Annotated in this window: 20 protein-coding genes; 6 read left to right on the plus strand and 14 right to left on the minus strand. The window is 60.5% G+C overall.

The genetic code is table 11. From position 1 onward, the window contains the following. Positions 1 to 178 precede the first annotated feature (178 nt). Together DOU54_RS17510 and DOU54_RS17515 are read right to left on the minus strand one after the other, a co-directional pair. Complete coding sequence (locus tag DOU54_RS17510; RefSeq protein ID WP_037090804.1) at positions 179 to 1,429, minus strand: class I SAM-dependent RNA methyltransferase; 1,251 nt, start codon at positions 1,427 to 1,429, stop codon at positions 179 to 181. Continuing rightward, on the minus strand, positions 1,426 to 2,178 hold the full coding sequence (locus DOU54_RS17515; RefSeq protein ID WP_022555717.1) for a TlyA family RNA methyltransferase: 753 nt from the start codon (positions 2,176 to 2,178) through the stop codon (positions 1,426 to 1,428). The genes DOU54_RS17510 and DOU54_RS17515 overlap by 4 nt, the downstream gene beginning before the upstream one ends. A 273-nt stretch (positions 2,179 to 2,451) precedes the next feature. Here DOU54_RS17515 and DOU54_RS17520 point away from each other — a divergent pair, with 273 nt between their 5' ends. Next, a complete protein-coding gene (locus DOU54_RS17520; protein WP_113380998.1) occupies positions 2,452 to 4,473 on the plus strand; it encodes a methyl-accepting chemotaxis protein in 2,022 nt (673 codons plus the stop codon). Positions 4,474 to 4,552: 79 nt separating this feature from the next. Here DOU54_RS17520 and DOU54_RS17525 read toward each other — a convergent pair whose 3' ends face one another. After that, positions 4,553 to 5,515 (minus strand): nucleoside recognition domain-containing protein, encoded by a 963-nt coding sequence (locus DOU54_RS17525; RefSeq protein ID WP_077986700.1) that lies wholly within the window; start codon positions 5,513 to 5,515, stop codon positions 4,553 to 4,555. 121 nt (positions 5,516 to 5,636) lie between these two features. On the opposite strand from DOU54_RS17525, the gene DOU54_RS17530 reads away from it, so the two are divergent. Both DOU54_RS17530 and DOU54_RS17535 read left to right on the plus strand, forming a co-directional pair. Beyond that, complete coding sequence (locus DOU54_RS17530) at positions 5,637 to 6,089, plus strand: Lrp/AsnC family transcriptional regulator (RefSeq protein WP_022555720.1); 453 nt, start codon at positions 5,637 to 5,639, stop codon at positions 6,087 to 6,089. An 87-nt stretch (positions 6,090 to 6,176) separates the two neighbouring features. After that, positions 6,177 to 6,560 (plus strand): ACT domain-containing protein, encoded by a 384-nt coding sequence (locus DOU54_RS17535; protein WP_113380997.1) that lies wholly within the window; start codon positions 6,177 to 6,179, stop codon positions 6,558 to 6,560. On the opposite strand, the gene DOU54_RS17540 is transcribed toward DOU54_RS17535, so the two are convergent. Both DOU54_RS17540 and DOU54_RS17545 read right to left on the minus strand, forming a co-directional pair. Further along, the gene (locus DOU54_RS17540) at positions 6,557 to 6,871 is read right to left on the minus strand and encodes a putative quinol monooxygenase (RefSeq protein ID WP_035209397.1); all 315 of its coding nucleotides are present in this window, start codon (positions 6,869 to 6,871) and stop codon (positions 6,557 to 6,559) included. The genes DOU54_RS17535 and DOU54_RS17540 overlap by 4 nt on opposite strands. Positions 6,872 to 6,876: 5 nt before the next feature. After that, a complete protein-coding gene (locus tag DOU54_RS17545; protein WP_113380996.1) occupies positions 6,877 to 7,671 on the minus strand; it encodes a helix-turn-helix domain-containing protein in 795 nt (264 codons plus the stop codon). 107 nt (positions 7,672 to 7,778) lie between these two features. Between DOU54_RS17545 and DOU54_RS17550 the strand changes: the two genes are divergently transcribed. Then, positions 7,779 to 8,141, plus strand: a complete 363-nt coding sequence (locus DOU54_RS17550; protein WP_037090797.1) for a nuclear transport factor 2 family protein — start codon at positions 7,779 to 7,781, stop codon at positions 8,139 to 8,141. Positions 8,142 to 8,183: 42 nt separating this feature from the next. On the opposite strand, the gene dxs is transcribed toward DOU54_RS17550, so the two are convergent. From dxs to DOU54_RS17585, 7 genes are all read right to left on the minus strand, one after another. Beyond that, the gene (gene dxs, locus DOU54_RS17555; RefSeq protein ID WP_113380995.1) at positions 8,184 to 10,103 is read right to left on the minus strand and encodes a 1-deoxy-D-xylulose-5-phosphate synthase; all 1,920 of its coding nucleotides are present in this window, start codon (positions 10,101 to 10,103) and stop codon (positions 8,184 to 8,186) included. Between the two features lie 101 nt (positions 10,104 to 10,204). Next, a complete protein-coding gene (locus DOU54_RS17560; protein ID WP_113380994.1) occupies positions 10,205 to 11,128 on the minus strand; it encodes a pirin family protein in 924 nt (307 codons plus the stop codon). A 299-nt stretch (positions 11,129 to 11,427) separates the two neighbouring features. Beyond that, positions 11,428 to 11,682, minus strand: coding sequence for an exodeoxyribonuclease VII small subunit (locus DOU54_RS17565; protein WP_003503059.1), 255 nt, complete (start codon positions 11,680 to 11,682; stop codon positions 11,428 to 11,430). Positions 11,683 to 11,684: 2 nt separating this feature from the next. Beyond that, entirely contained in the window at positions 11,685 to 12,620 is a 936-nt protein-coding gene (locus DOU54_RS17570) for a histone deacetylase family protein (protein ID WP_113380993.1), read from the minus strand. Positions 12,621 to 12,645: 25 nt separating this feature from the next. Next, positions 12,646 to 13,209 carry a biotin transporter BioY gene (locus DOU54_RS17575; protein WP_004440332.1) on the minus strand — a complete coding sequence of 188 codons (564 nt, stop codon included), beginning with the start codon at positions 13,207 to 13,209 and terminating at the stop codon, positions 12,646 to 12,648. A 31-nt stretch (positions 13,210 to 13,240) separates the two neighbouring features. Beyond that, positions 13,241 to 13,846 (minus strand): energy-coupling factor transporter transmembrane component T family protein, encoded by a 606-nt coding sequence (locus DOU54_RS17580; RefSeq protein WP_113380992.1) that lies wholly within the window; start codon positions 13,844 to 13,846, stop codon positions 13,241 to 13,243. After that, entirely contained in the window at positions 13,843 to 14,523 is a 681-nt protein-coding gene (locus tag DOU54_RS17585; protein ID WP_006699883.1) for an energy-coupling factor ABC transporter ATP-binding protein, read from the minus strand. Before DOU54_RS17585 ends, DOU54_RS17580 begins: the two co-directional genes overlap by 4 nt. Before the next feature lie 112 nt (positions 14,524 to 14,635). On the opposite strand from DOU54_RS17585, the gene DOU54_RS17590 reads away from it, so the two are divergent. Next, on the plus strand, positions 14,636 to 15,832 hold the full coding sequence (locus DOU54_RS17590; RefSeq protein WP_045532784.1) for a winged helix-turn-helix domain-containing protein: 1,197 nt from the start codon (positions 14,636 to 14,638) through the stop codon (positions 15,830 to 15,832). 269 nt (positions 15,833 to 16,101) lie between these two features. On the opposite strand, the gene ribB is transcribed toward DOU54_RS17590, so the two are convergent. Together ribB and aroC are read right to left on the minus strand one after the other, a co-directional pair. Next, positions 16,102 to 17,202, minus strand: a complete 1,101-nt coding sequence (gene ribB, locus DOU54_RS17595; protein WP_004440341.1) for a 3,4-dihydroxy-2-butanone-4-phosphate synthase — start codon at positions 17,200 to 17,202, stop codon at positions 16,102 to 16,104. Positions 17,203 to 17,214: 12 nt separating this feature from the next. Then, positions 17,215 to 18,312: a chorismate synthase gene (gene aroC, locus DOU54_RS17600; protein ID WP_004440343.1), complete on the minus strand. Its 1,098-nt coding sequence runs from the start codon at positions 18,310 to 18,312 to the stop codon at positions 17,215 to 17,217. Positions 18,313 to 18,748: 436 nt separating this feature from the next. On the opposite strand from aroC, the gene DOU54_RS17605 reads away from it, so the two are divergent. Next, the gene (locus DOU54_RS17605; protein WP_006699882.1) at positions 18,749 to 19,009 is read left to right on the plus strand and encodes a DUF1344 domain-containing protein; all 261 of its coding nucleotides are present in this window, start codon (positions 18,749 to 18,751) and stop codon (positions 19,007 to 19,009) included. Positions 19,010 to 19,014 lie beyond the last annotated feature (5 nt).

Below are 19,014 nucleotides of genomic sequence, written 5' to 3' on the forward strand. Positions count from 1 at the left end.
CCTGCCGCTGCTCGGGAGTGGTGGGCAACGGCACGGTCGATACGGCCTGGTAAGGCTCCCAGGCTTCATCTCCACTCTCATTCCTGCGACAAGCACAGGAATGAGAGCTGTTGGGATTGCGGGCATATGAATCGTTGCGTTGCCTCAGCGTCGCTGAGCGGCTCTTCGCCCGGATTGCTTATTTCTCCAGCGTCGCCACCGCTTCCACATGCGGCGACCACAGGAACTGGTCGACCGGCGTGACGCGGGTGATGCGATAGCCGCCCTCGGTCAGGATGGCGAGATCGCGCGCCAGTGTCAGCGGGTTGCAGCTCACGGCCACGATCTTCTTTACCGTGCTGCGTGCCAGTTCCTTGCACTGGAATTCCGCGCCCGCGCGTGGCGGATCGAAGACGACGGCGTCGTAATTCTTGAGCTCGCTTGTCATCAGGGGGCGGCGGAAGAGATCGCGCTTCTCGACGCTGACCGGCTTCAGGCCCTGCGTGTTGCGGGCGGCGAAATCCAGCGCCTTCAGCGGCTTGTCTTCCGCCTCCACCGCATGCACCTTGCCAACGCGCGCAAGCCGCAGCGCAAATGTACCGGAGCCGCAGAAGAGATCGGCAATGCGTTTGGACTTGCCGACATGGGCAAGCACGAGCTCCGCCATGGCGTCCTCCGCCTGCTTCGTCGCCTGCGTGAAGCTGCCGGCCGGGGGCGATACCGCCACCCCGCCAAACTCGATGATCGGCTTCTGGGGCTCGATCAATATTTCCCCCGACAGGGAAACACGCGCAATGCCGCGCATGGCAAGAACCGTTTCCGTGAGCGTGCGGCGCTGCTTGTCGCTGACCGACTTAATGCCGTCGACGGAAATATCGAGGCCGGAAAGGGTCTCCAGCACCGTCATCCGGAAGGGTTCCGCATTCGCCACCATTGAAAGTCCGATGGCGCGGATGGCATCCAGTCGCGAGACGATGCCGGGCGAGGTGACGGGACATTCCTCAATGGCGACGATGTGGTGGCTGTTCGCCTGGCTGAAGCCGAGCAGCAGGCCCTTTTCCGTCTTGCGGGCCGCGAACACCGCACGGCGGCGCTCGCCGGGGCGACAGATGACGAGATTATCCACATCGGGCGTCAAGCCCTTCGATTTCAGTGCCGAGACCACCAGTTCCCGCTTGTATGCATGGTAAGGCTCGTCGGCGAGATGTTGCAGCGAACAGCCGCCGCAGGTGCCATTCTTGCCCTCCGGGCCGAAATGGCGGCAGGCGGGTGTACGGCGCTCGGGTGAGGCTTCCGTAATCGACATGACGGTGCCGTGATCCTTCACCTTGGCGATGGCGACCGTCTCGCCGGGCAACGCGAAGGGCACATAGACCGGGCCGTCGGGACAGTGCGCAATGCCATCGCCCTGGGCGCCGAGGCTCTTGATGGTGACGGTTTGTGTGCTCATGGCTTTTCGCCTCCGAGAAGAAATTCGACATTGCCGTCACCGCCGGAAATCGGCGAGGGAATGAGGCCGAGACTTTTCCAGCCCATCTCCTCCGTCAGCCAGCGCTCCAGTTCGGCCGCCACTGCGGGCGCGGTTTCGGGTTCCTTCAGAAGCCCGGCCTTGCTGATGGCGTCACGCCCTGCCTCGAATTGCGGTTTCACCAACAGGACAGCACGAGCACCCGGCTCAGCAAGATCAAGCGCCGGGGCGAGCGCGAGCTTCAGCGAAATGAAGGACACGTCCGAGACAATGAAGCCGATGGGCTGGTCATCGATATCGTCCGCCGTCAGGAAGCGGGCATTCAGCCCCTCCAGATTGGTGACACGCGGATCGTTCGCGATCCTTGCATGCATCTGCCCGTGACCGACATCGATGGCGATGACGTGGCTGGCGCCCCGTTCCAGCAGCACCTCGGTAAAACCGCCTGTGGAAGCGCCGACGTCAAGACAGTGATGGCCGGAAGGATCGAGCCCGAAATGATCGAGTGCGGCCACGAGTTTCAGAGCTGCGCGGGAAACATAGGCCTGCGCTGGATCGCTGATGGCGATCTCGGCATTGCCGGCGACGGTCTGGCTCGGTTTGGTGACGGTCTTGCCGTTGACGCTCACGGTGCCGCGCGCAATCGCGTCGCGCGCACGCGAGCGACTGGCGAAGTGGCCGAGCGACACGAGAAGCTGGTCAAGCCGTTCATTTTCAGGTGTTTTGGACATGATCCCGTGTCAATGACTGCCAAACTCCGCCGATGCAAGCGATTTATCGCGATGCGGAGCCGACAGCGCCTGAGCCACGGCCTTATGAGGCTTTTGCGCCGCAAAATCAGCATATCAGATTAATCCAATATAAAGGCTTGTATTGCAGGGTGTGCCAAGGCCCGTGCGGCCGGTCGGAACCCGCCATGATGGCATCTTCTCCCATTTCTGAAATTGCGGCCGTTGCAGCGCAGACGCTTGCTCCGAGGCATCGGGTCGCCGAGAGAGTTTGCGATGTCGCTGAAAAATCTCCCCATTAATCTGAAGCTCATAGCCACCTTCTGTGCCTTGATGGGCGTGTGCCTGCTCGCTTCCGCGGTCGTATTCTGGCAGACGCTGGGGAGCGAGCGTGTCACGATTGAAAACAACCGCACCAAGGATATCATCCAGGCCGTGGATGGCGCGACAGCAGCCATGCTGGAACAGGCCGTCAATCAGCGCGGCTTCCTGCTGTTCCGCAGTGACAGCACCTATAATGACGTGTTCGCCCAGCGCGATATCATGCTGAAGAAGCTTGATGAAGCGCGCGCCCTTGCTGCCGGCCAGCCGGACATCCTGAAATCCATCGACGACATGCAGAAATCCGCCACCGTGTTCTTCAAGGAACTGGCGGAACCGCAGATCGCCGCACGCAAAACGACCGAAGCGCCGATTTCCGAAATCATCGAAATCGGCCGTAATCAGGCCAAGGGCCAGCTTGACGGCTTCCGCGCCTCGGCCGCCAAGATCAAGGAACAGCTGAATGGCCTGTCCACCGCTTACGCTGCAGAACAGCAGGCTGCTGCCCGCAAGCTGGAATATGCCCTTCTCGGCGGTGGCGCCGTCGCCGGCCTTCTCGCCGTGATCCTGATCTGGGCGCTTTCGCGCTCCATCGTTACGCCCATCGTCGGCATGACAGCGGCGATGAGCCGGCTTGCCGATGGCGATCTGACGACGGAAGTTCCGGCCACGGATCGTGGCGACGAAGTCGGCAAGATGGCAAAGGCTGTAATGGTCTTCAAGGAAGCCGGGCTTGAAAAAGCTCGCCTTGCCGGTGAGACCGATCGCATGCGCTCCGCGACGGAAGCAGAACGTCGCCGCACCGAGGAAGAAAAAGCCAGGGACGAAGCCGCCAGCGCTTTTGCCAGCGCCGAGCTTGGCAAGGGCCTTGCGGCTCTCGCGGATGGCGATCTTTCCTATCGCATTGAAACGCCTTTTGCGCCTGCGATTGATCCGATTCGTGTGAATTTCAACAGCGCCGTCGAAAAACTCCAGCAGGCATTGCGCACGGTCGGCGAGAACGCGGCCGCCATCAATGCCGGCGCTTCGGAAATGCTCTCCGCCGCCGACGACCTGTCGCGCCGCACCGAACAGCAGGCGGCCTCCATCGAAGAGACCGCTGCGGCGCTCGAAGAAGTCACCACCACCGTGCGTGATAGCGCCCGTGGTGCGGAAGATGCCGGCAATCTGGTCCAGCGCGCCCGCGCCGGTGCGGAAAAGTCGGGTGTTGTGGTCCGCAAGGCGGTTGCCGCGATGCGCGAGATCGAGAAGTCCTCGGGCGAAATCGGCAACATCATCGGCGTCATCGACGATATCGCTTTCCAGACCAACCTCCTGGCGCTGAATGCCGGTGTGGAAGCCGCCCGTGCCGGTGATGCCGGCAAGGGCTTTGCGGTGGTCGCGCAGGAAGTCCGCGAACTTGCCCAGCGTTCGGCCAATGCCGCCAAGGAAATCAAGACCTTGATCAGCGCTTCCAGCCAGCAGGTGGAAAACGGCGTCAATCTCGTCGATGAAACCGGTAAGGCGCTGGAACTCATCGTCTCGGAAGTCGAAGAGATCAACGCCCATGTCAGCGCCATCGTTGTCGCTGCCCGCGAACAGGCCACCGGCCTGCAGGAAATCAACACGGCCGTGAACACCATGGATCAGGGCACGCAGCAGAACGCCGCCATGGTGGAGCAGCAGACCGCCGCCAGCCATTCGCTGGCCCGCGAAGCGGAAGCGCTGAACAGCCTGCTTGGCCAGTTCAGGATGGGCGGCGCACGCACCGCCGTTGCGAGCGCCGGCGGATATTCCGCTCCGCGCCCATCTTCGGCCAAGCCTGCCTTCCAGCCTGCGCCGGCCGCGCCGATCCGCAAGGCTCCGGTAAAATCGGCCTCTGCAACAGCAAGGCCTGTCGCATCGCCGGCCCGTGCACTCGGCCAGAGCCTTGCCCGCGCCTTCGGTGGTGCTGCCGAAGCGCCGGCCGCGAAGGATCAGGACTGGACGGAGTTTTGAGCGGGGCTTCAGATTGAACCTACGGATCGGGGGCCGAAAGGCCCCCTTTTTGCGTCGGCATTTTTAAATGGGAGGCCGCCTAGGCGCGCTGTAGCCGGAACATCCGTGCAAAAAAAAGCTCATCCGACAGGCGGTGGAGCAGGGCGGCAATGACGGCGGTTGCGGCAATGGCGAAAACGAGACGTCCGGCGAGAACCCCGTAGACATCCGCACCCAGCGACATGACCACAAGCGTGTCTTCAATCACGCTATGGGCAAACCCCATGAAGACGCAGGACAGAAATACCTGCCGCGGTGATATCGTCCCCGATTGCGCCTCGCGGATCAGGAAACCCGCGCCGTAGGAAATGCCGAGGAACAACCCGATGGCAGTGAGATGCTCGGCTTCGCCGCGAATGCCTGCAAGACGCAGCAGGGGCGAGAGCGCTTTCATCATCAGCGCGAGCAGGCCGGTCAGCCTGAGAATTTCAAGGCAAAGGGAAAGGGCAAGGAGGATGGCGAGCATCCAGGCCATGGTTTCACCGAGACCGAGGAAATAGGCGGACCATTCAGGCGTGGCGCTCATCGCAATCCAGGCCGGGCTCGCCGGTCCCGACAACCAGCCGGTCGATTCCAGAAGCTGGTGCAGGAGAAAGGCATAAAGCAATCCGCCGCCGACGCGCAGCCCCGTCGTGACGATCATGCCGGGGCCCGCCTTTTCGATGATTTTCTGTTCGATTGGCAGGCCATGGGCGAACAGGATGAGCGCCGAAAAAACGGTGATATCAGCCACGGTCAGTGACGACGCGGGAACCAACGTGAAGATGAGCGGCACGGCACCCCATATGCCGACCAGCATCGCGGTCAGCCAGGCAAGGCCGAGTTCAGGCGGCAGGCCGATGAGGTTCATGACCGGCGCAAAGGCAGGCGCCACCGCCTCGATTGCCCCCATCCTTGATAGCAGCTCGGTCAGTATGGCGATCGGGACCGTGATCCGCACCAATACCCAGTAGATTGCAAGCGTTTCCCGCGTTTTTTGCCAGACGGTCTGTAGAACTGACATATGAAGGCTCCCCTGAAAGTTGTTTCCATCCACTACTCCAGGCCGGTTCGCATTTGCGGTCAGAGATTGCAGTTTCATGCAATTTTATTGCAAAGATGGCGGCGGGCGATATGCTGCCCGCATGGACAGGATCGACCGGAAACTTCTGAACCTTTTGCAGAACGATGCCTCGCGCACCAATGTGGATATGGCTGACGAAGTCGGGCTGTCGCCGTCCAGTTGCCTGCGCCGCCTGCAGCGGCTGCGCAAGTCGGGCGTGATCGACCGCATCGTGGCGATCCTCAACCCGGCAAAGGCGGGACGCGTGCTCAAGGCTCTGGTGACGGTGGAGCTGAAACTGCACGGTGAGCAGCAGATGCGCCGCTTTCTGGATATTGCCTGCGCGGAGGAGGCGGTGTCGCAGGCTTATGCCGTCACCGGCGCAAGCGATGTCGTACTGATGTTACGCCTGCGGGATATGGAAGAATTCGACGCCCTGTGCGACCGCTTGTTCCGCGATCAGCACAATGTGGCACGCTTTTTCACCATGGTCGTCATCAAGACGGCGAAAGAAGAAACGGCCATCAAGCTTTGAAACTGATAATATGGCCTTCTGGGGAGGCATTTGATCCTCCCCTTCAACCCAAGGAAAGCCTCTGGCTTTCGGGAAGGCAGTTTACAGATGGCGCCTCGCGTTAAGTTAAGGCTCCTTGAGGGCACCTACGGAGTGGCCCGGCTTTCTGCCGATGCATCCATTCCAGCCTGGGCCGATGGCACAGGTTTTCTCAGCATCAGCCGGACTGATGATGAGCTTTCCGTCGTTTGCCGTCAGGAGCGTATCCCTCATGATGTTAAGGCCGACACCGGCTGGAACTGTCTCAAACTTCAGGGCCCGTTCGCCTTTGATGAGACCGGCATCGTGCTTTCGGTGATCGAACCGCTATCGACCAACGACATCGGGATATTCGTGGTTTCCACTTTCGATGGCGATCACCTGCTGGTCAAATCGAAAGATCTGGAGAAAACGTTTGAGCTGCTGGCAAATGCAGGGCACTCGCGCGTCTAAGCTCCGTGAGCGTGATCCGCCCGCATGGGATGCCAGACGGAAATATCGCGCGGCGCGTCCAGAAGCTCGGGCAGGGCATCGTGCCATGCCTGCCGATAGGGCCGGTGGATCTGAACGTCGATGACGTCCTGATGGTCAGTCCAGGTCTCATGCAGCAGGAACCGGTTCTCGTTTTCGCAATCCCGGTGCAGGGTTGCGTTCACGAAGGTCTTTTCGTGCCGCATGGCGTCGAGCAGCGCATTCAGCAATTCCAGAAAACGTTCGCGCTGGGCTGGACGGACCTGAAAGCCGATAAGATAGGTGGTGTGCACGGGTCTTACTCCTTGGCGCCTTGCATCAGTGCGTTGCGGGTTGCTGCGTCGGCGGGATAAAAACACTCCAGCACGAGTTCGGAGAGCGTGACGTCCGTCGCCGTCCCGAAAACCGTGGTGGTTGAAATGAAGCTCAATATGCCGCCCGAAGATGGATCGCGAAGCTGGAGCGGTATGGCCAGAGAGTCGGCCCCGGTGGAATGCGGGGCGACCTTTGGCGCGGGATAGGCCGCAAGCTCCGCATGCAGCCGAGAAAGCACTTCGTCTCCGGTTTCCTCGACCTGACGGCGCAGGCGTTCCAGCAGGTGGTGGCGCCATTCGGCCAGATTGACGATGCGTGAACTCAGACCCAGCGGATGCAGGCTCAGCCTCAAGGCGTTGAGAGGCGGGTAAAGCAGCTCTTCTGAAACGCCGGCCAGAAGCGATGTGATCGCCCCATTGGCGAGAATGACATTCCAGTGCCGGTCGACGGCGAGAGCGGGGAATGGCATATGCCCATGCACTACCGTTTCGACGGCTTGCCGGGCGGCTGCCATATCAGGTGCATCCAGTGATCGTTCGGAATGAACGGGTGCATAACCTGCAGCCAGCATCAGCCGGTTAGCGGCGCGGGCCGGCATCGAAAGCTGCTCCGCCAGCCTCACCAGCATGTCGCGGCTGGGCGATGATCGCCCGCTTTCAACGAAGCTCAGATGGCGTGCTGATATTTCAGCCTCCACCGCCAGATCCAGCTGGCTCAATCTGCGGCGGGCTCGCCATTCCTTCAGCACCTGGCCGACATGTTCTCGATGATGTGTCATGCCCCGCAGCCTAGCAGAAGATATCGCCGATGCGATTACCTCGGAGGTAATTGTTCCGCTTCCCGACCCCCGGCATGTTTGGGCCGTCAACCACAAGGAGCACAATCATGACGCAGCATCTCGCAATCGCCGAAACCTATCTCGCAGCCTGGAATGAGGAAGACAATGAACGCCGCAGGCACCTCATCGGTCAGGCATGGGCAGAAAATACGCGCTACGTCGATCCGCTGATGCAGGGCGAAGGCCAGCAGGGGATTGCCGCCATGATCGAGGCGGCGCGGCAGAAATTTCCGGGATATCGTTTCGTTCTTGCCGGCACCCCGGACGGACACGGCAACTTCACCCGTTTCGCCTGGCGCCTTATCTCGCCTGACGGGGACGATGTGGCTGGTGGCACCGATGTCGTCAGCCACGATGCCGAGGGCCGGATCGAAAATGTCGTTGGTTTTCTCGACGGCGCGGCATCCTGAGGTAAAGGCGGGATAGTCCCGCCTCCTGTCCCGGCAGTTTTGTCAGCCGGCGAAACCGACGCCGGCCTGACGCTGGCCGAGCGCATTGAACACCGTGGAAATGATGCCGGCCCGGTCGAGGCCGGCATTGGCATACATGGTCTCTGGCTTGGCCTGTTCCACCCACTGGTCGGGCAGTGTGAGTGTCCGCACCTTGAGGCCGTGATCGAGCAGGCCGGCGCTTGCCATGAAATGCAGCACATGTGCGCCAAAACCGCCGACCGAGCCTTCTTCTATCGTCACCAGAACCTCGTGATGGGCGGCAAGCTGTCGGATGAGATCGAGATCGAGCGGCTTGGCGAAGCGCGCATCGGCAACCGTGGTGGAAAGGCCGGCGGCGTCCAGGTCTTCGGCCGCCGCCAGGCATTCCGCAAGGCGGGTTCCGAAGGAAAGCAAGGCAACCTTCGTGCCTTCCTTGATGATGCGACCCTTACCGATCTGAAGAATCTCCCCACGCGCGGGCATCTCGACGCCGACACCTTCTCCGCGCGGATAACGGAAGGAAATCGGGCCTTCGTCATAGGCGGCCGCCGTGCGGACCATATGTTTCAGCTCCGCCTCATCCGAGGCCGCCATAACTACCATGCCGGGGAGGGTGGCGAGGAAAGTCGTGTCGAAGGAGCCGGCATGGGTCGGCCCGTCGGCGCCGACAAAACCGGCGCGGTCGATCGGGAAACGCACGGGCAGGCTCTGGATCGCCACATCATGCACCAGCTGGTCGTAACCGCGTTGCAGGAAGGTGGAATAAAGCGCGCAGAACGGCTTGTAACCGTCAGCCGCAAGCCCCGCCGCAAAGGTGACGGCATGCTGTTCGGCAATGCCGACATCGAAGGTGCGCGCCGGGAACAGCTCGGCCATCTTGTCGAGGCCGGTACCGTTGGGCATCGCGGCCGTCACACCGATGATTTTCTCATCGAGTGTGGCTTCCTGGATCAGCGCCTCGGCAAAGACGCTGGTATAGCTCGGCGCATTCGGCTTGGCTTTCGCCTGCGCGCCGGTGATGACGTCGAACTTGTTGACGCCGTGATATTTGTCGGCTGCGGCTTCCGCCGGCGCATAACCCTTGCCCTTCTGCGTCACCACATGGATGAGGACAGGGCCTTTCTGGTTGTCGCGCACATTGCGCAGCACCGGCAAAAGGTGGTCGAAGGAGTGACCGTCGATCGGGCCGATGTGATAGAAACCAAGCTCCTCGAACAGCGTGCCGCCGGTCACGTAACCGCGCGCATGGGTCACGGCGCGGGTAATGGCGCGGTCGATCGTCTTCCCGAGATACGCCGTCAGCTTCTTGCCGAAATCGCGAAAACCCATATAGGTGCGGCCGGAGGCGAGACGCGCCAGATAGGCGCTCATCGCGCCCGTCGGCGGCGCAATGGACATGTCGTTGTCGTTGAGGATGACGATCAGTCGTGCATCGAGCGCGCCGGCATTGTTCAGTGCCTCAAACGCCATGCCGGCAGACATGGAACCGTCACCGATGACAGCAATGACCTTGCGGTCGCTGCCATCCAAGCCCGCCGCCACCGCCATGCCGAGACCGGCGGAAATGGAGGTAGAAGAATGGCCGGCGCCGAAATCATCATATTCGCTTTCCGCACGGCGGGTGAAACCGGAAAGGCCACCTTCCTGCCGCAGCGTGCGGATGCGATCACGCCGGCCGGTCAGGATCTTGTGCGGGTAACATTGATGGCCGACATCGAAGATCAGCCGGTCTTCGGGCGTGTTGAAGACCTTGTGGATGGCAATCGTCAATTCCACAACGCCAAGGCCGGCACCCAGATGCCCACCGGTTTTCGACACGGCGTCAATCATCTCGTCGCGCAGTTCCCTTGCCAGTTCCGGCAAGTCGCGATCATCGATCTCCTTGAGATCGGAGGGAAAATTCACCCGGTCAAGCAATGGTGTCTGTGGCATTCCGGTCAATCGTTCGGCCTTTTCTGGTGGTCCCCGCGCGGCGCGTGAGAACGTCTTTCATCGCGAAAGCCGCCGGGTGAACCATGCATGTCGTATACTTCTATAGAATTTCAACCTTCCGGCAAAGGGACAAACTCTTCTTCGTCGCCGGGAACGATGTCGAAGCGTCCCGTTCTCCATTCCTGTTTGGCCTGTTCTATGCGTTCTTTTGATGACGAAACGAAGTTCCACCAGATGTATCGGCGCTCATTCAGCGCTGCCCCGCCAAAGATCATGATGTGACAGCCATTGCTGCCGGCCTGAAGCGTGATGTCGTCACCCGGCCGGAAGACGAGCGACTGGTCGGCGGCGAAGATATCGCCCGCCACATCCAGCGAGCCGGACAGGATATAGATCGCCCGCTCCTCATGATCGGCGGAAAAGGGAAACTTTGCCCCCGGCTCCAGCGTCAGGTCGACATAAAGCGTATCCGTGAAGGCCGCAACGGGGGAGGTGAGGCCCTCGAATTCACCGATCACTACACGACCCGACGCGCCTTTGATATCGATCAGCGGCATCTCTTCCTTTGCCGTGTGGGCAAAGGCCGGGTCGATTTCCTCCATATGGTCGGGCAGGGCGAGCCAGGTCTGGAGGCCCGACATGGAAAGCGGATGGCCGCGCAGGTTTTCCGGCGTGCGTTCCGAATGCACGATGCCGCGCCCGGCCGTCATCAGGTTGATGTCGCCGGGGCGGATGACAAGCTCGGTGCCGAGACTGTCTCGATGCTTGATTTCGCCGTCGAACAGATAGGTGACGGTGGAAAGCCCGATATGCGGATGCGGCTTCACATCCAGCGCCTCACCGGCCTTCAGTATCGCCGGACCCATGCGATCGAAAAAGATGAAGGGACCGACAAGCCGCCGCTGCCGCGTCGGTAGCGCGCGCCGCACCGCAAAGCCGCCAATATCGCTGGTGCGGGGGATGATGAGGTTCTCGATGGCGTCGCAGGCAAAGGCATCGCCCGCGACGGGATCGTTACCGGGAAAGAAGGACATGGTCAGCTCCTCGTATCGTCTGGCGGGAGTTTAGCATAACCGAGGGGGAGGGGAGCATCGCGATATCGAACGCAGCGTCAACGATCCTTGTTAACACGACATTGTGAGAACACCTTACGGCCGGAGAAAGTTCTCAAACCTCTCCTCCGTCATCCTCGGGCTTGTCCCGAGGATCTAAACACGTCAAGAAAATCAATGCATTGCAGATCCTCGGGACAAGCCCGAGGATGACGTCGAGTGTTTAAATCGGGAGGTGGCTACCTTATCGAATCCCGTCCGAACGCTCACCCTAAACGCAATCACTCCCCGTCCAGCGGCTCCACACCCTGCGGCTTGCCGGCGCGGTCGAGACGGATCTTCTCGATGCGCTTTTCGGCAGCGTTCAACAGCGTTTCGCAATGCTTCTTCAGGGCTTCGCCGCGCTCATAAATGGCGATGGATTCGTCCAGCGCCACGTCGCCGCGTTCCAGACGTGCGACAATGCTTTCCAGCTCGGCGACGGCTTTTTCGAACGAATAACCGCTGACATCGGCTGTGTTGGCATTTTCCGTCATGTTCAACCCTTCATCATTCTCAAAATATGCATGGCTGCCGATTCCGCCAGCCCTTCCAGATCATAACCGCCTTCCAGCAGGCTGACGACCCGGTTCGAAGTGTATTTATCCGCCATCTCCAAGAGCCGGCCCGTCGCCCAGTCGAAATCCTCTCCCACCAGATTGATCTGCGCCAGCGGATCACGGTGATGCGCGTCGAAACCGGCGGAGATGAGAATGAGATCGGGCGAAAAATCCGCAATCGCCGGCAAAACACGTGATTTGAATGCCTCGCGGAAATATTCGCTGCCGGTGTTGGGAGAAAGCGGTGCGTTGACGACGTTGTTCTTCACGCCGGTTTCGTTTTTATCGCCGCTCCACGGATAAAGCGGCATCTGGTGGGTGGAACAGAACAGCACGGATGTGTCGTTCCAGAAGATGTCCTGCGTGCCGTTGCCGTGGTGCACATCCCAGTCAATGATGGCGACGCGCTCGGCACCATGCGCCTTCTGCGCGTGGCGGGCGGCGATCGCCACATTGTTGAAAAGACAGAAGCCCATGGCCTTGGCGGTCTCGGCATGGTGGCCAGGCGGGCGGGCTGCAACGAAGACATTGTCGGCAGCGCCGGTAAAGACATCGTCTACTGCCGCCATTGCAGCGCCGATGCCGCTCAGCGCCGCCTGCAGGCTTTTTTGCGAAACGTAAGTGTCGGCCTCAATGCGGTTGATTTCGCCATCCTCTTCCGGAATCTGTCGCATCACGGCAAGCAGATGCTCTTCCGGATGCGCCAGCAGCACCGCGTCTTCATTGGCCTGAGGCGCTTCTTTGCGATCAAGGCGCTCGAAATTCGGATGTTCGAGCGCGATGTTCAGCGACCGCAGGCGGTCCGGCCGCTCGGGATGGCCGGAAGGCGTGATATGCTCAAGGAAGATCGGATGTTCGTATAAACGCGTCGCCATTCTTTTCCTCCCGAAGAAAGTGTTTTCAGGCGCGCTGCGGCAGCAGCGGATAACCCGCCATGACGGCGCGGCCGGCAAGGGCTGCCAGAACGGCCTTCAGCGCATCACCCGGGATGAAGGCGAGCGAACCCATGAAAGCCTTTTCAAAACCGAGACCGACGACCACCGCCAGGTAGGTGATGCCGAAAGCATAAAGCACGACCACGCCGCCGATCAGGCTGGCGACGAAAAAGCCAACACCCTGCGCCAGAGCGGACTGGCTGCGATTGACGAGTTTTTCCGAGAGCGTGCCGGTGACGAAAACGGCTGCGATCCAGCCGATCAGGAAGCCCGTTGTCGGCGTGGTGAAGATCGAAAGACCGCCACGTCCGCCCGAAAGCACCGGCAGGCCGATGGCGGCAATCAGGATCGTCAGCAGAACCGCGAGCGTGCCGCGTTTTGCGCCGAGGACGACGCCGGCGAGCATGACGCCGAGCGACTGCGCGGTAATCGGCACCGGAATGAAACCGAGCGTGATCGGCGGCAAAAGCCCGAGCGCGATGATGATGGCGGAAAACAGCGAAATCAGCACAAGGTCGCGGGTCGTCATGGCTCGGAAACTCCGGATGGTTGTCTGGCCGTCAGCTTTGGCCTCTGAAACCGCGCGCGTCAATGGCGTCGGCAATGGCATCGGCATCCTTCAACGTCATAATGACGAGCGGCACGATGATGGTCGCCATCCGCACGGGCAGGCCACGCGCCCGGTGGGCATCGCGCACCGCATGGTAACGGTTGACGATCTCAGGCACGAAGCGCACCACCAGCCCGACTGCAAGCCCGATATCGGCGGCCTTGAGCAGCCCCAGCCTTTCCAGCGGGGAGGCAGCACATGTAATTTCGTCGATGAACTGCGAAATGCTGACGGTGATGGTGACGGCGGTGGCGAGCAACGCAAGTGCCGTCAGCCGCATAAGATTGACACTGGCATCGTGGGCCGGAAGCAGGAGATAGCTGAAGCCGGCGACGAGGAAGATCGTCAGCATCACCGGCCGCAGCCGCAGGGCGATGTCCTTGAGGGGCAGCCGCGTCGCGCTCAGAACTAGCGCGGCCAGAACCATCGCGCATGCGAGAACCAGCAAGTCGCGGGTGAGGAACAATGCAATGCTGAAGCCCATGAGCGTCAGAAGCTTGAGGCGCGGCGAGACGCGGTATAGCCAGCCTGTGCCCTCGACATGCAGCGATTTCATCGCGACGCCACCTCCAGATAGCGCGCCACCGCCTCTTCAGGTGCAGCATCTGCAATAAGCGCACCCTCATGGAAAACCAGCACCCGGTCGAAACCCCGAAGCAACGGCAGATCGTGGGTTATGACAATCAGCGCCTGGGACAGCGCCGCCATGGTTATTTCCACGACTGCGCGGTTTTTGAGATCAAGCTGGTTGGTTGGCTCATCGAGAATGAGGATTTGCGGTTCGGTCACCAGAAGGGCGGCAAGCGCTGCAAGCTGTAGCTCACCGCCGGAAAGCTCATGCGCGCGCCGGTCTTCCAGCTGCGCGATGCCGAGTCTGGCCAGAACGACCTTCACCCGATTTTCAGTTTCGGCCTTGCCGAGGCCGAGCCGCTTCAGCCCGAAGGCGACATCGTCGCGCACGATCGGCAGGATGATCTGGTTTTGGGGATTTTGGAAGATGAAACCGACCATCTGCAGGATGGTCCTGACGTCGCTCACGGTGTCGAGACCGTTCACCGAAACCTTGCCCTCGCTTGGCTTGTTCAGCCCGTTGATCAGCCGGGCAAAGGTGGTCTTACCGGAACCATTGAGACCGATTACGCCGATACGCCGTTCCGTCAACGTCAAAGACAGCGGCTGCAGGACCTGCCGGCCCTCGAAAACGACACCGGCGGCATCGAAACGGATTTCCAAACTTACATCCTCGCGCTCGTTTCCGGTTCTATATCCCGTCATCAACAGAAGTGAAACAAGGAACAAAAAAAGAACATTGCATTCGCGAAAAAGCCGTCATACCTTCTGGGCCATGACAATCAAGGTTTCGAACGAAGCAGCAAGGCGAATTTTTCTGGCGCGGCAGGGCCTTTCCTCCCCGCCCGGCAAGGCGCTTTCCAAGGATGGGCTGCTGCAGCTCATCACCGATCTCGGCTTCGTGCAGGTGGACAGCATCGGCACGGTGGAGCGCGCCCATCACCAGATTATTTTCTCCCGCAACCAGACCTACAGGCGCAACCATCTGACCACGCTGCTGGAAAAGGATCGCGCGCTTTTCGAGCACTGGACGCATGATGCCTCCATCCTGCCGACGGAATTTTATCCCTATTGGAAACACCGCTTCCGCCGCCGCGAGCCGATCATTCAGGAACGCTGGCGCAAATGGCACGGTGAGGGTTTCGATGCCGCGTTCGGCGAAACGCTGGAGCGCATCGCCGCAACCGGGCCGGTGCTGGCGCGGGAGCTTAAAGAGGAGGGACACCAGTCCGGTGGCTGGTGGAACTGGCATCCCTCCAAGACCGCACTCGAATATCTCTGGCACACCGGCAAGCTTGCAATTGCCGGCCGTGTGAACTTCCAGAAGGTCTATGATCTGGCCGAACGGGTCATTCCCGGTGAGCATCACGAGACCGAAGTGGAGCACGCCGAATTCGTCGACTGGGCCTGCCGCGAGGCGCTGAAACGGCTGGGTTTCGCCACCCACGGCGAAATCGCCGCTTTTTTCGACCTCGTTACCCCGCAGGAGGCGAGAGACTGGGTCAAAAACCATCGCGATGAATTGTGCGAGGTATCGCTTCTCGCAAGTGACGGCGATACTGCCCGCCAGTCCTATGCCTTTGCCGATTTCACTGCCGACCTGACGGACGTACCGGAACCGTCCTCCCGCGTTCGCGTGCTGAGCCCCTTCGACCCTTTGCTGCGTGACCGAAACCGCACGGAGCGGCTATTCGGCTTTTATTATCGCATCGAGGTCTTCGTGCCGGAGCCGAAGCGGCAATATGGCTATTATGTTTTTCCGCTTCTGGAAGGCGACCGTCTGATCGGTCGCATCGACATGAAGGCGGAGCGCAAAGGCAGCACTCTGGATGTACGCCGCCTGTGGCTCGAGCCCGGCGTGCGCGCTTCGGCCGGGCGGCTGGAAAAGCTCGATGCGGAATTGTCGCGGCTTGCGAAGTTCACAGGGGTCGAGAGCGTGAACTATCTGGAGGGCTGGCGGGAGGACAACTGAGTTTTTCGCACGAATGATTGCGAGAGAGGTGCCCTCGGACTCAAGGTTACCGATCCGTGATACCCCATTGTAGCGCGGCGTTGCGGCATATTTCTTCTCCCCGCCGGGGAGAAGGTGGCCCGAAGGGTCGGATGAGGGGGCAACGGTAGAGATTTACGGAGAGCTAGCCCCCTCATCCCGCTGCCACGGACTTCTCCCCGGCGGCGAGAAGAAGCAGGCGGAACCCGCTCGCCTCACAATTGCGCGGCGAGACCAGGCAAAACCCAAGCTCACCCGATATCCGTCGCGGAAATCTTGATGCCAAATCCTTCGAGACCGACATAATGGCGTTCGCGCGTGGTCATCAGCTTGATCGAGCTGATGCCGAGGTCTTTGAGGATTTGCGCGCCGAGACCGATTTCCAGCCATTCGTTTTCCCGCGAGCGGGCCTGGGCGTGTGCCTCGTCCGGGTCGCGCGCCTTGCGCCGCCCCGCAACTTGGCCGACGCCGACGGAGCCTTCACGCAGATAGACGATGACGCCGCGGCCTTCCTCGGCGATCTTCTGCATGTAGTGCCGCACCGGCTGGCGGTCGCCGAACACGTCGTCAGCGACGTTTTCCGGGTGCAGGCGCACGGGAATGTCGACACCGTCCCTGATGTCGCCGAAAATCACCGCCATGTGCTGCATCCGGTCCCAGGGAAGGGAGTAGGTCTGCGCTCTGGCCGGGCCGAAGGGCGTTTCGATGGTGAAGGAGGATTCCATCTCCACCAGCGTTTCCTTGCGCTGGCGGTAGGCGATGAGATCGGCAACCGACACCTGCTTGAGCTGATGTTTTTCCGCAAAGGCAGTGACCTGCGGTCCGCGCGTCACGGTGCCGTCGTCATTGACGAGTTCGCAGATGACACCGATCGGCGGCAGGCCTGCCAGCTTGCAGAGGTCGACGGCGGCTTCCGTATGTCCCGAGCGCATCAGGACGCCGCCCTCACGGGCAATCAGCGGGAAAATGTGTCCGGGCCGGGTAAAATCGGCGGCTCCGACATTGGGATTGGCGAGATTGCGCACCGTCAGCGTGCGGTCATCGGCGGAAATGCCCGTTGTGGTGCCGTGCTTGAAATCGACGCTGACGGTGAAGGCCGTGGTATGGGCGCTGTCATTTTCGGCCACCATGGCATTGAGGTTCAGGCGCTTGGCTTCTTCGCGCGGCATGGGGGCGCAGACGATGCCTGACGTGTGGCGCACGATGAAAGCCATCTTTTCTGCCGTGCAGTGGACTGCTGAAATGATCAGATCGCCCTCGTTCTCACGGTCATCATCATCGGTCACGACAACGATTTCACCGGCTTCGAAAGCGCGGATGGCATCGACAACGCGTTTCTGGTCATAGGCCATGGCGGAAATACCTCACTTCAACCGGCCTGTCTGGCCGCGATCCCTCAGATAATGGTCGGCAACGGTACAGGCCACCATCGCTTCGCCGATCGGCACGGCACGAATGCCGACGCAGGGGTCGTGGCGTCCCTTGGTGCGCACGTCGACATTGTTGCCATCGGCGTCGATCGACTGGCGCTCGGTCAGGATTGACGAGGTCGGCTTGATGGCAAAGCGCGCGATGACGGGCTCGCCGGTCGCAATGCCACCCAGAATGCCGCCGGCATGATTGGAGAGGAAGATCGGTCTGCCGTCATTGCCCATGCGCATTTCATCGGCATTCTCCTCGCCGGAAAGCTCGGCGGAGGCGAAACCCTCACCGATCTCCACACCCTTGACGGCGTTGATCGACATCAGGCTGGAGGCAATATCCTGGTCAAGCTTGGCGTAGATCGGTGCGCCGATACCCGCCGGAACGCCTTCGGCGATCACTTCGACAACGGCGCCGATGGACGAACCGGCCTTGCGGATGCCGTCGAGATATTCTTCCCAGACGGGCACCATGGCGGCATCAGGGCAGAAGAACGGGTTCTGATCGACCTGATCCCAATCCCAGTTGTCGCGGTTTATCCTGTGTTTGCCGATCTGCACCAGCGCGCCGCGCACGTTAAGGCTGGGTACCACCTTTCGCGCGATTGCGCCGGCAGCGACACGCGCCGCCGTCTCGCGCGCGGAAGAGCGACCGCCGCCGCGATAATCGCGAATGCCATATTTCAGGTCATAGGTGAAATCCGCATGTCCGGGGCGGAATCGCCTGGCGATCTCGCCATAATCCTTGGAGCGCTGGTCGGTATTTTCGATCAGCATGGAAATCGGCGTGCCTGTTGTCGTCATCGTCTCGCCGTCCTCATCCAGCATGACGCCGGAGAGGACCTTGACGATATCGTCCTCGCGCCGCTGGGTGACGAAGCGGCTCTGGCCCGGCTTGCGCTTGTCCATCCAGTGCTGCACCTCGGCAAGGGTAAACCGGATGCCGGGCGGGCAACCATCCACCACGCAGCCAAGTGCCGGCCCGTGGCTTTCTCCCCAGGTGGTAACGCGGAAAAGATGACCGAAACTGTTATGCGACATAATTCTCAAACCGGAAAACGGGGCGCCTGAGGACAGCGCCGTTTAAAACAAGCGGATTTGTCTTAGTGGAAAATCCGGACAAGGCAAAAGCCTTTCTTTCATCGCAAACGCGATAAGAAGGTGACGTACCGTTCACGACTTGCGAAAGGACGAAAAACGACAGTCCCGCCATGGGCGACGGAAAGTGATTCGACCGTATCGACGGGTTTTGTGAGATGACGAAATTGTAAAAGAGCCGGGGTTTTCCACCCTAAACCCGGGTTTTCCAATATTGCCGGAAAATGCGGTGTAAAAATCACTAACGGCTTGAACAGGATTTGAAATCCGTTCATCAATTGGGCCGAAAATGTCATGGTTGCGGGCAATTTCCGCCACATTCGAAAGGCAATTCTTCATGCATGTAAGGTTTTCACGCAAATCCACGAAAGCTAGATCGATGCGTATGATGATTGCCGCCCTTCTGGCCACCGCCAACCTCCTGATGCCGATCAACGGCTTCGCCCAGAGCGTCGACGTGGAAGGCACGATCAGCAAGATCGACGCGAACGGTCTCAGTATCACGCTGAACGACGGCAAGACCTATCGTGTGCCGGAAGAATTCAATTTCGAAGGTCTGAAAGCGGGCGTGAAGGTCGTTGTCTTCTACACGGAAGTGGATGGGAAACGTGTGGTCGACGATCTGCAGGTTGTGGAGTAAGCAGC

The sequence above is a fragment of the Agrobacterium sp. MS2 genome (assembly GCF_003261015.1).
GTDB lineage: Bacteria > Pseudomonadota > Alphaproteobacteria > Rhizobiales > Rhizobiaceae > Agrobacterium > Agrobacterium pusense.

What these genes read in the sequence shown, in the direction of transcription:
- DOU54_RS17510 (WP_037090804.1), bottom strand. Translation starts at nt 1,429, where the DNA reads ATGAGCACACAAACCGTCACCATCAAGAGCCTCGGCGCCCAGGGCGAT.
- DOU54_RS17515 (WP_022555717.1), bottom strand. Translation starts at nt 2,178, where the DNA reads ATGTCCAAAACACCTGAAAATGAACGGCTTGACCAGCTTCTCGTGTCG.
- DOU54_RS17520 (WP_113380998.1), top strand. Translation starts at nt 2,452, where the DNA reads ATGTCGCTGAAAAATCTCCCCATTAATCTGAAGCTCATAGCCACCTTC.
- DOU54_RS17525 (WP_077986700.1), bottom strand. Translation starts at nt 5,515, where the DNA reads ATGTCAGTTCTACAGACCGTCTGGCAAAAAACGCGGGAAACGCTTGCA.
- DOU54_RS17530 (WP_022555720.1), top strand. Translation starts at nt 5,637, where the DNA reads ATGGACAGGATCGACCGGAAACTTCTGAACCTTTTGCAGAACGATGCC.
- DOU54_RS17535 (WP_113380997.1), top strand. Translation starts at nt 6,177, where the DNA reads ATGGCGCCTCGCGTTAAGTTAAGGCTCCTTGAGGGCACCTACGGAGTG.
- DOU54_RS17545 (WP_113380996.1), bottom strand. Translation starts at nt 7,671, where the DNA reads ATGACACATCATCGAGAACATGTCGGCCAGGTGCTGAAGGAATGGCGA.
- DOU54_RS17550 (WP_037090797.1), top strand. Translation starts at nt 7,779, where the DNA reads ATGACGCAGCATCTCGCAATCGCCGAAACCTATCTCGCAGCCTGGAAT.
- DOU54_RS17560 (WP_113380994.1), bottom strand. Translation starts at nt 11,128, where the DNA reads ATGTCCTTCTTTCCCGGTAACGATCCCGTCGCGGGCGATGCCTTTGCC.
- DOU54_RS17565 (WP_003503059.1), bottom strand. Translation starts at nt 11,682, where the DNA reads ATGACGGAAAATGCCAACACAGCCGATGTCAGCGGTTATTCGTTCGAA.
- DOU54_RS17570 (WP_113380993.1), bottom strand. Translation starts at nt 12,620, where the DNA reads ATGGCGACGCGTTTATACGAACATCCGATCTTCCTTGAGCATATCACG.
- DOU54_RS17575 (WP_004440332.1), bottom strand. Translation starts at nt 13,209, where the DNA reads ATGACGACCCGCGACCTTGTGCTGATTTCGCTGTTTTCCGCCATCATC.
- DOU54_RS17580 (WP_113380992.1), bottom strand. Translation starts at nt 13,846, where the DNA reads ATGAAATCGCTGCATGTCGAGGGCACAGGCTGGCTATACCGCGTCTCG.
- DOU54_RS17590 (WP_045532784.1), top strand. Translation starts at nt 14,636, where the DNA reads ATGACAATCAAGGTTTCGAACGAAGCAGCAAGGCGAATTTTTCTGGCG.
- ribB (WP_004440341.1), bottom strand. Translation starts at nt 17,202, where the DNA reads ATGGCCTATGACCAGAAACGCGTTGTCGATGCCATCCGCGCTTTCGAA.
- aroC (WP_004440343.1), bottom strand. Translation starts at nt 18,312, where the DNA reads ATGTCGCATAACAGTTTCGGTCATCTTTTCCGCGTTACCACCTGGGGA.
- DOU54_RS17605 (WP_006699882.1), top strand. Translation starts at nt 18,749, where the DNA reads ATGCGTATGATGATTGCCGCCCTTCTGGCCACCGCCAACCTCCTGATG.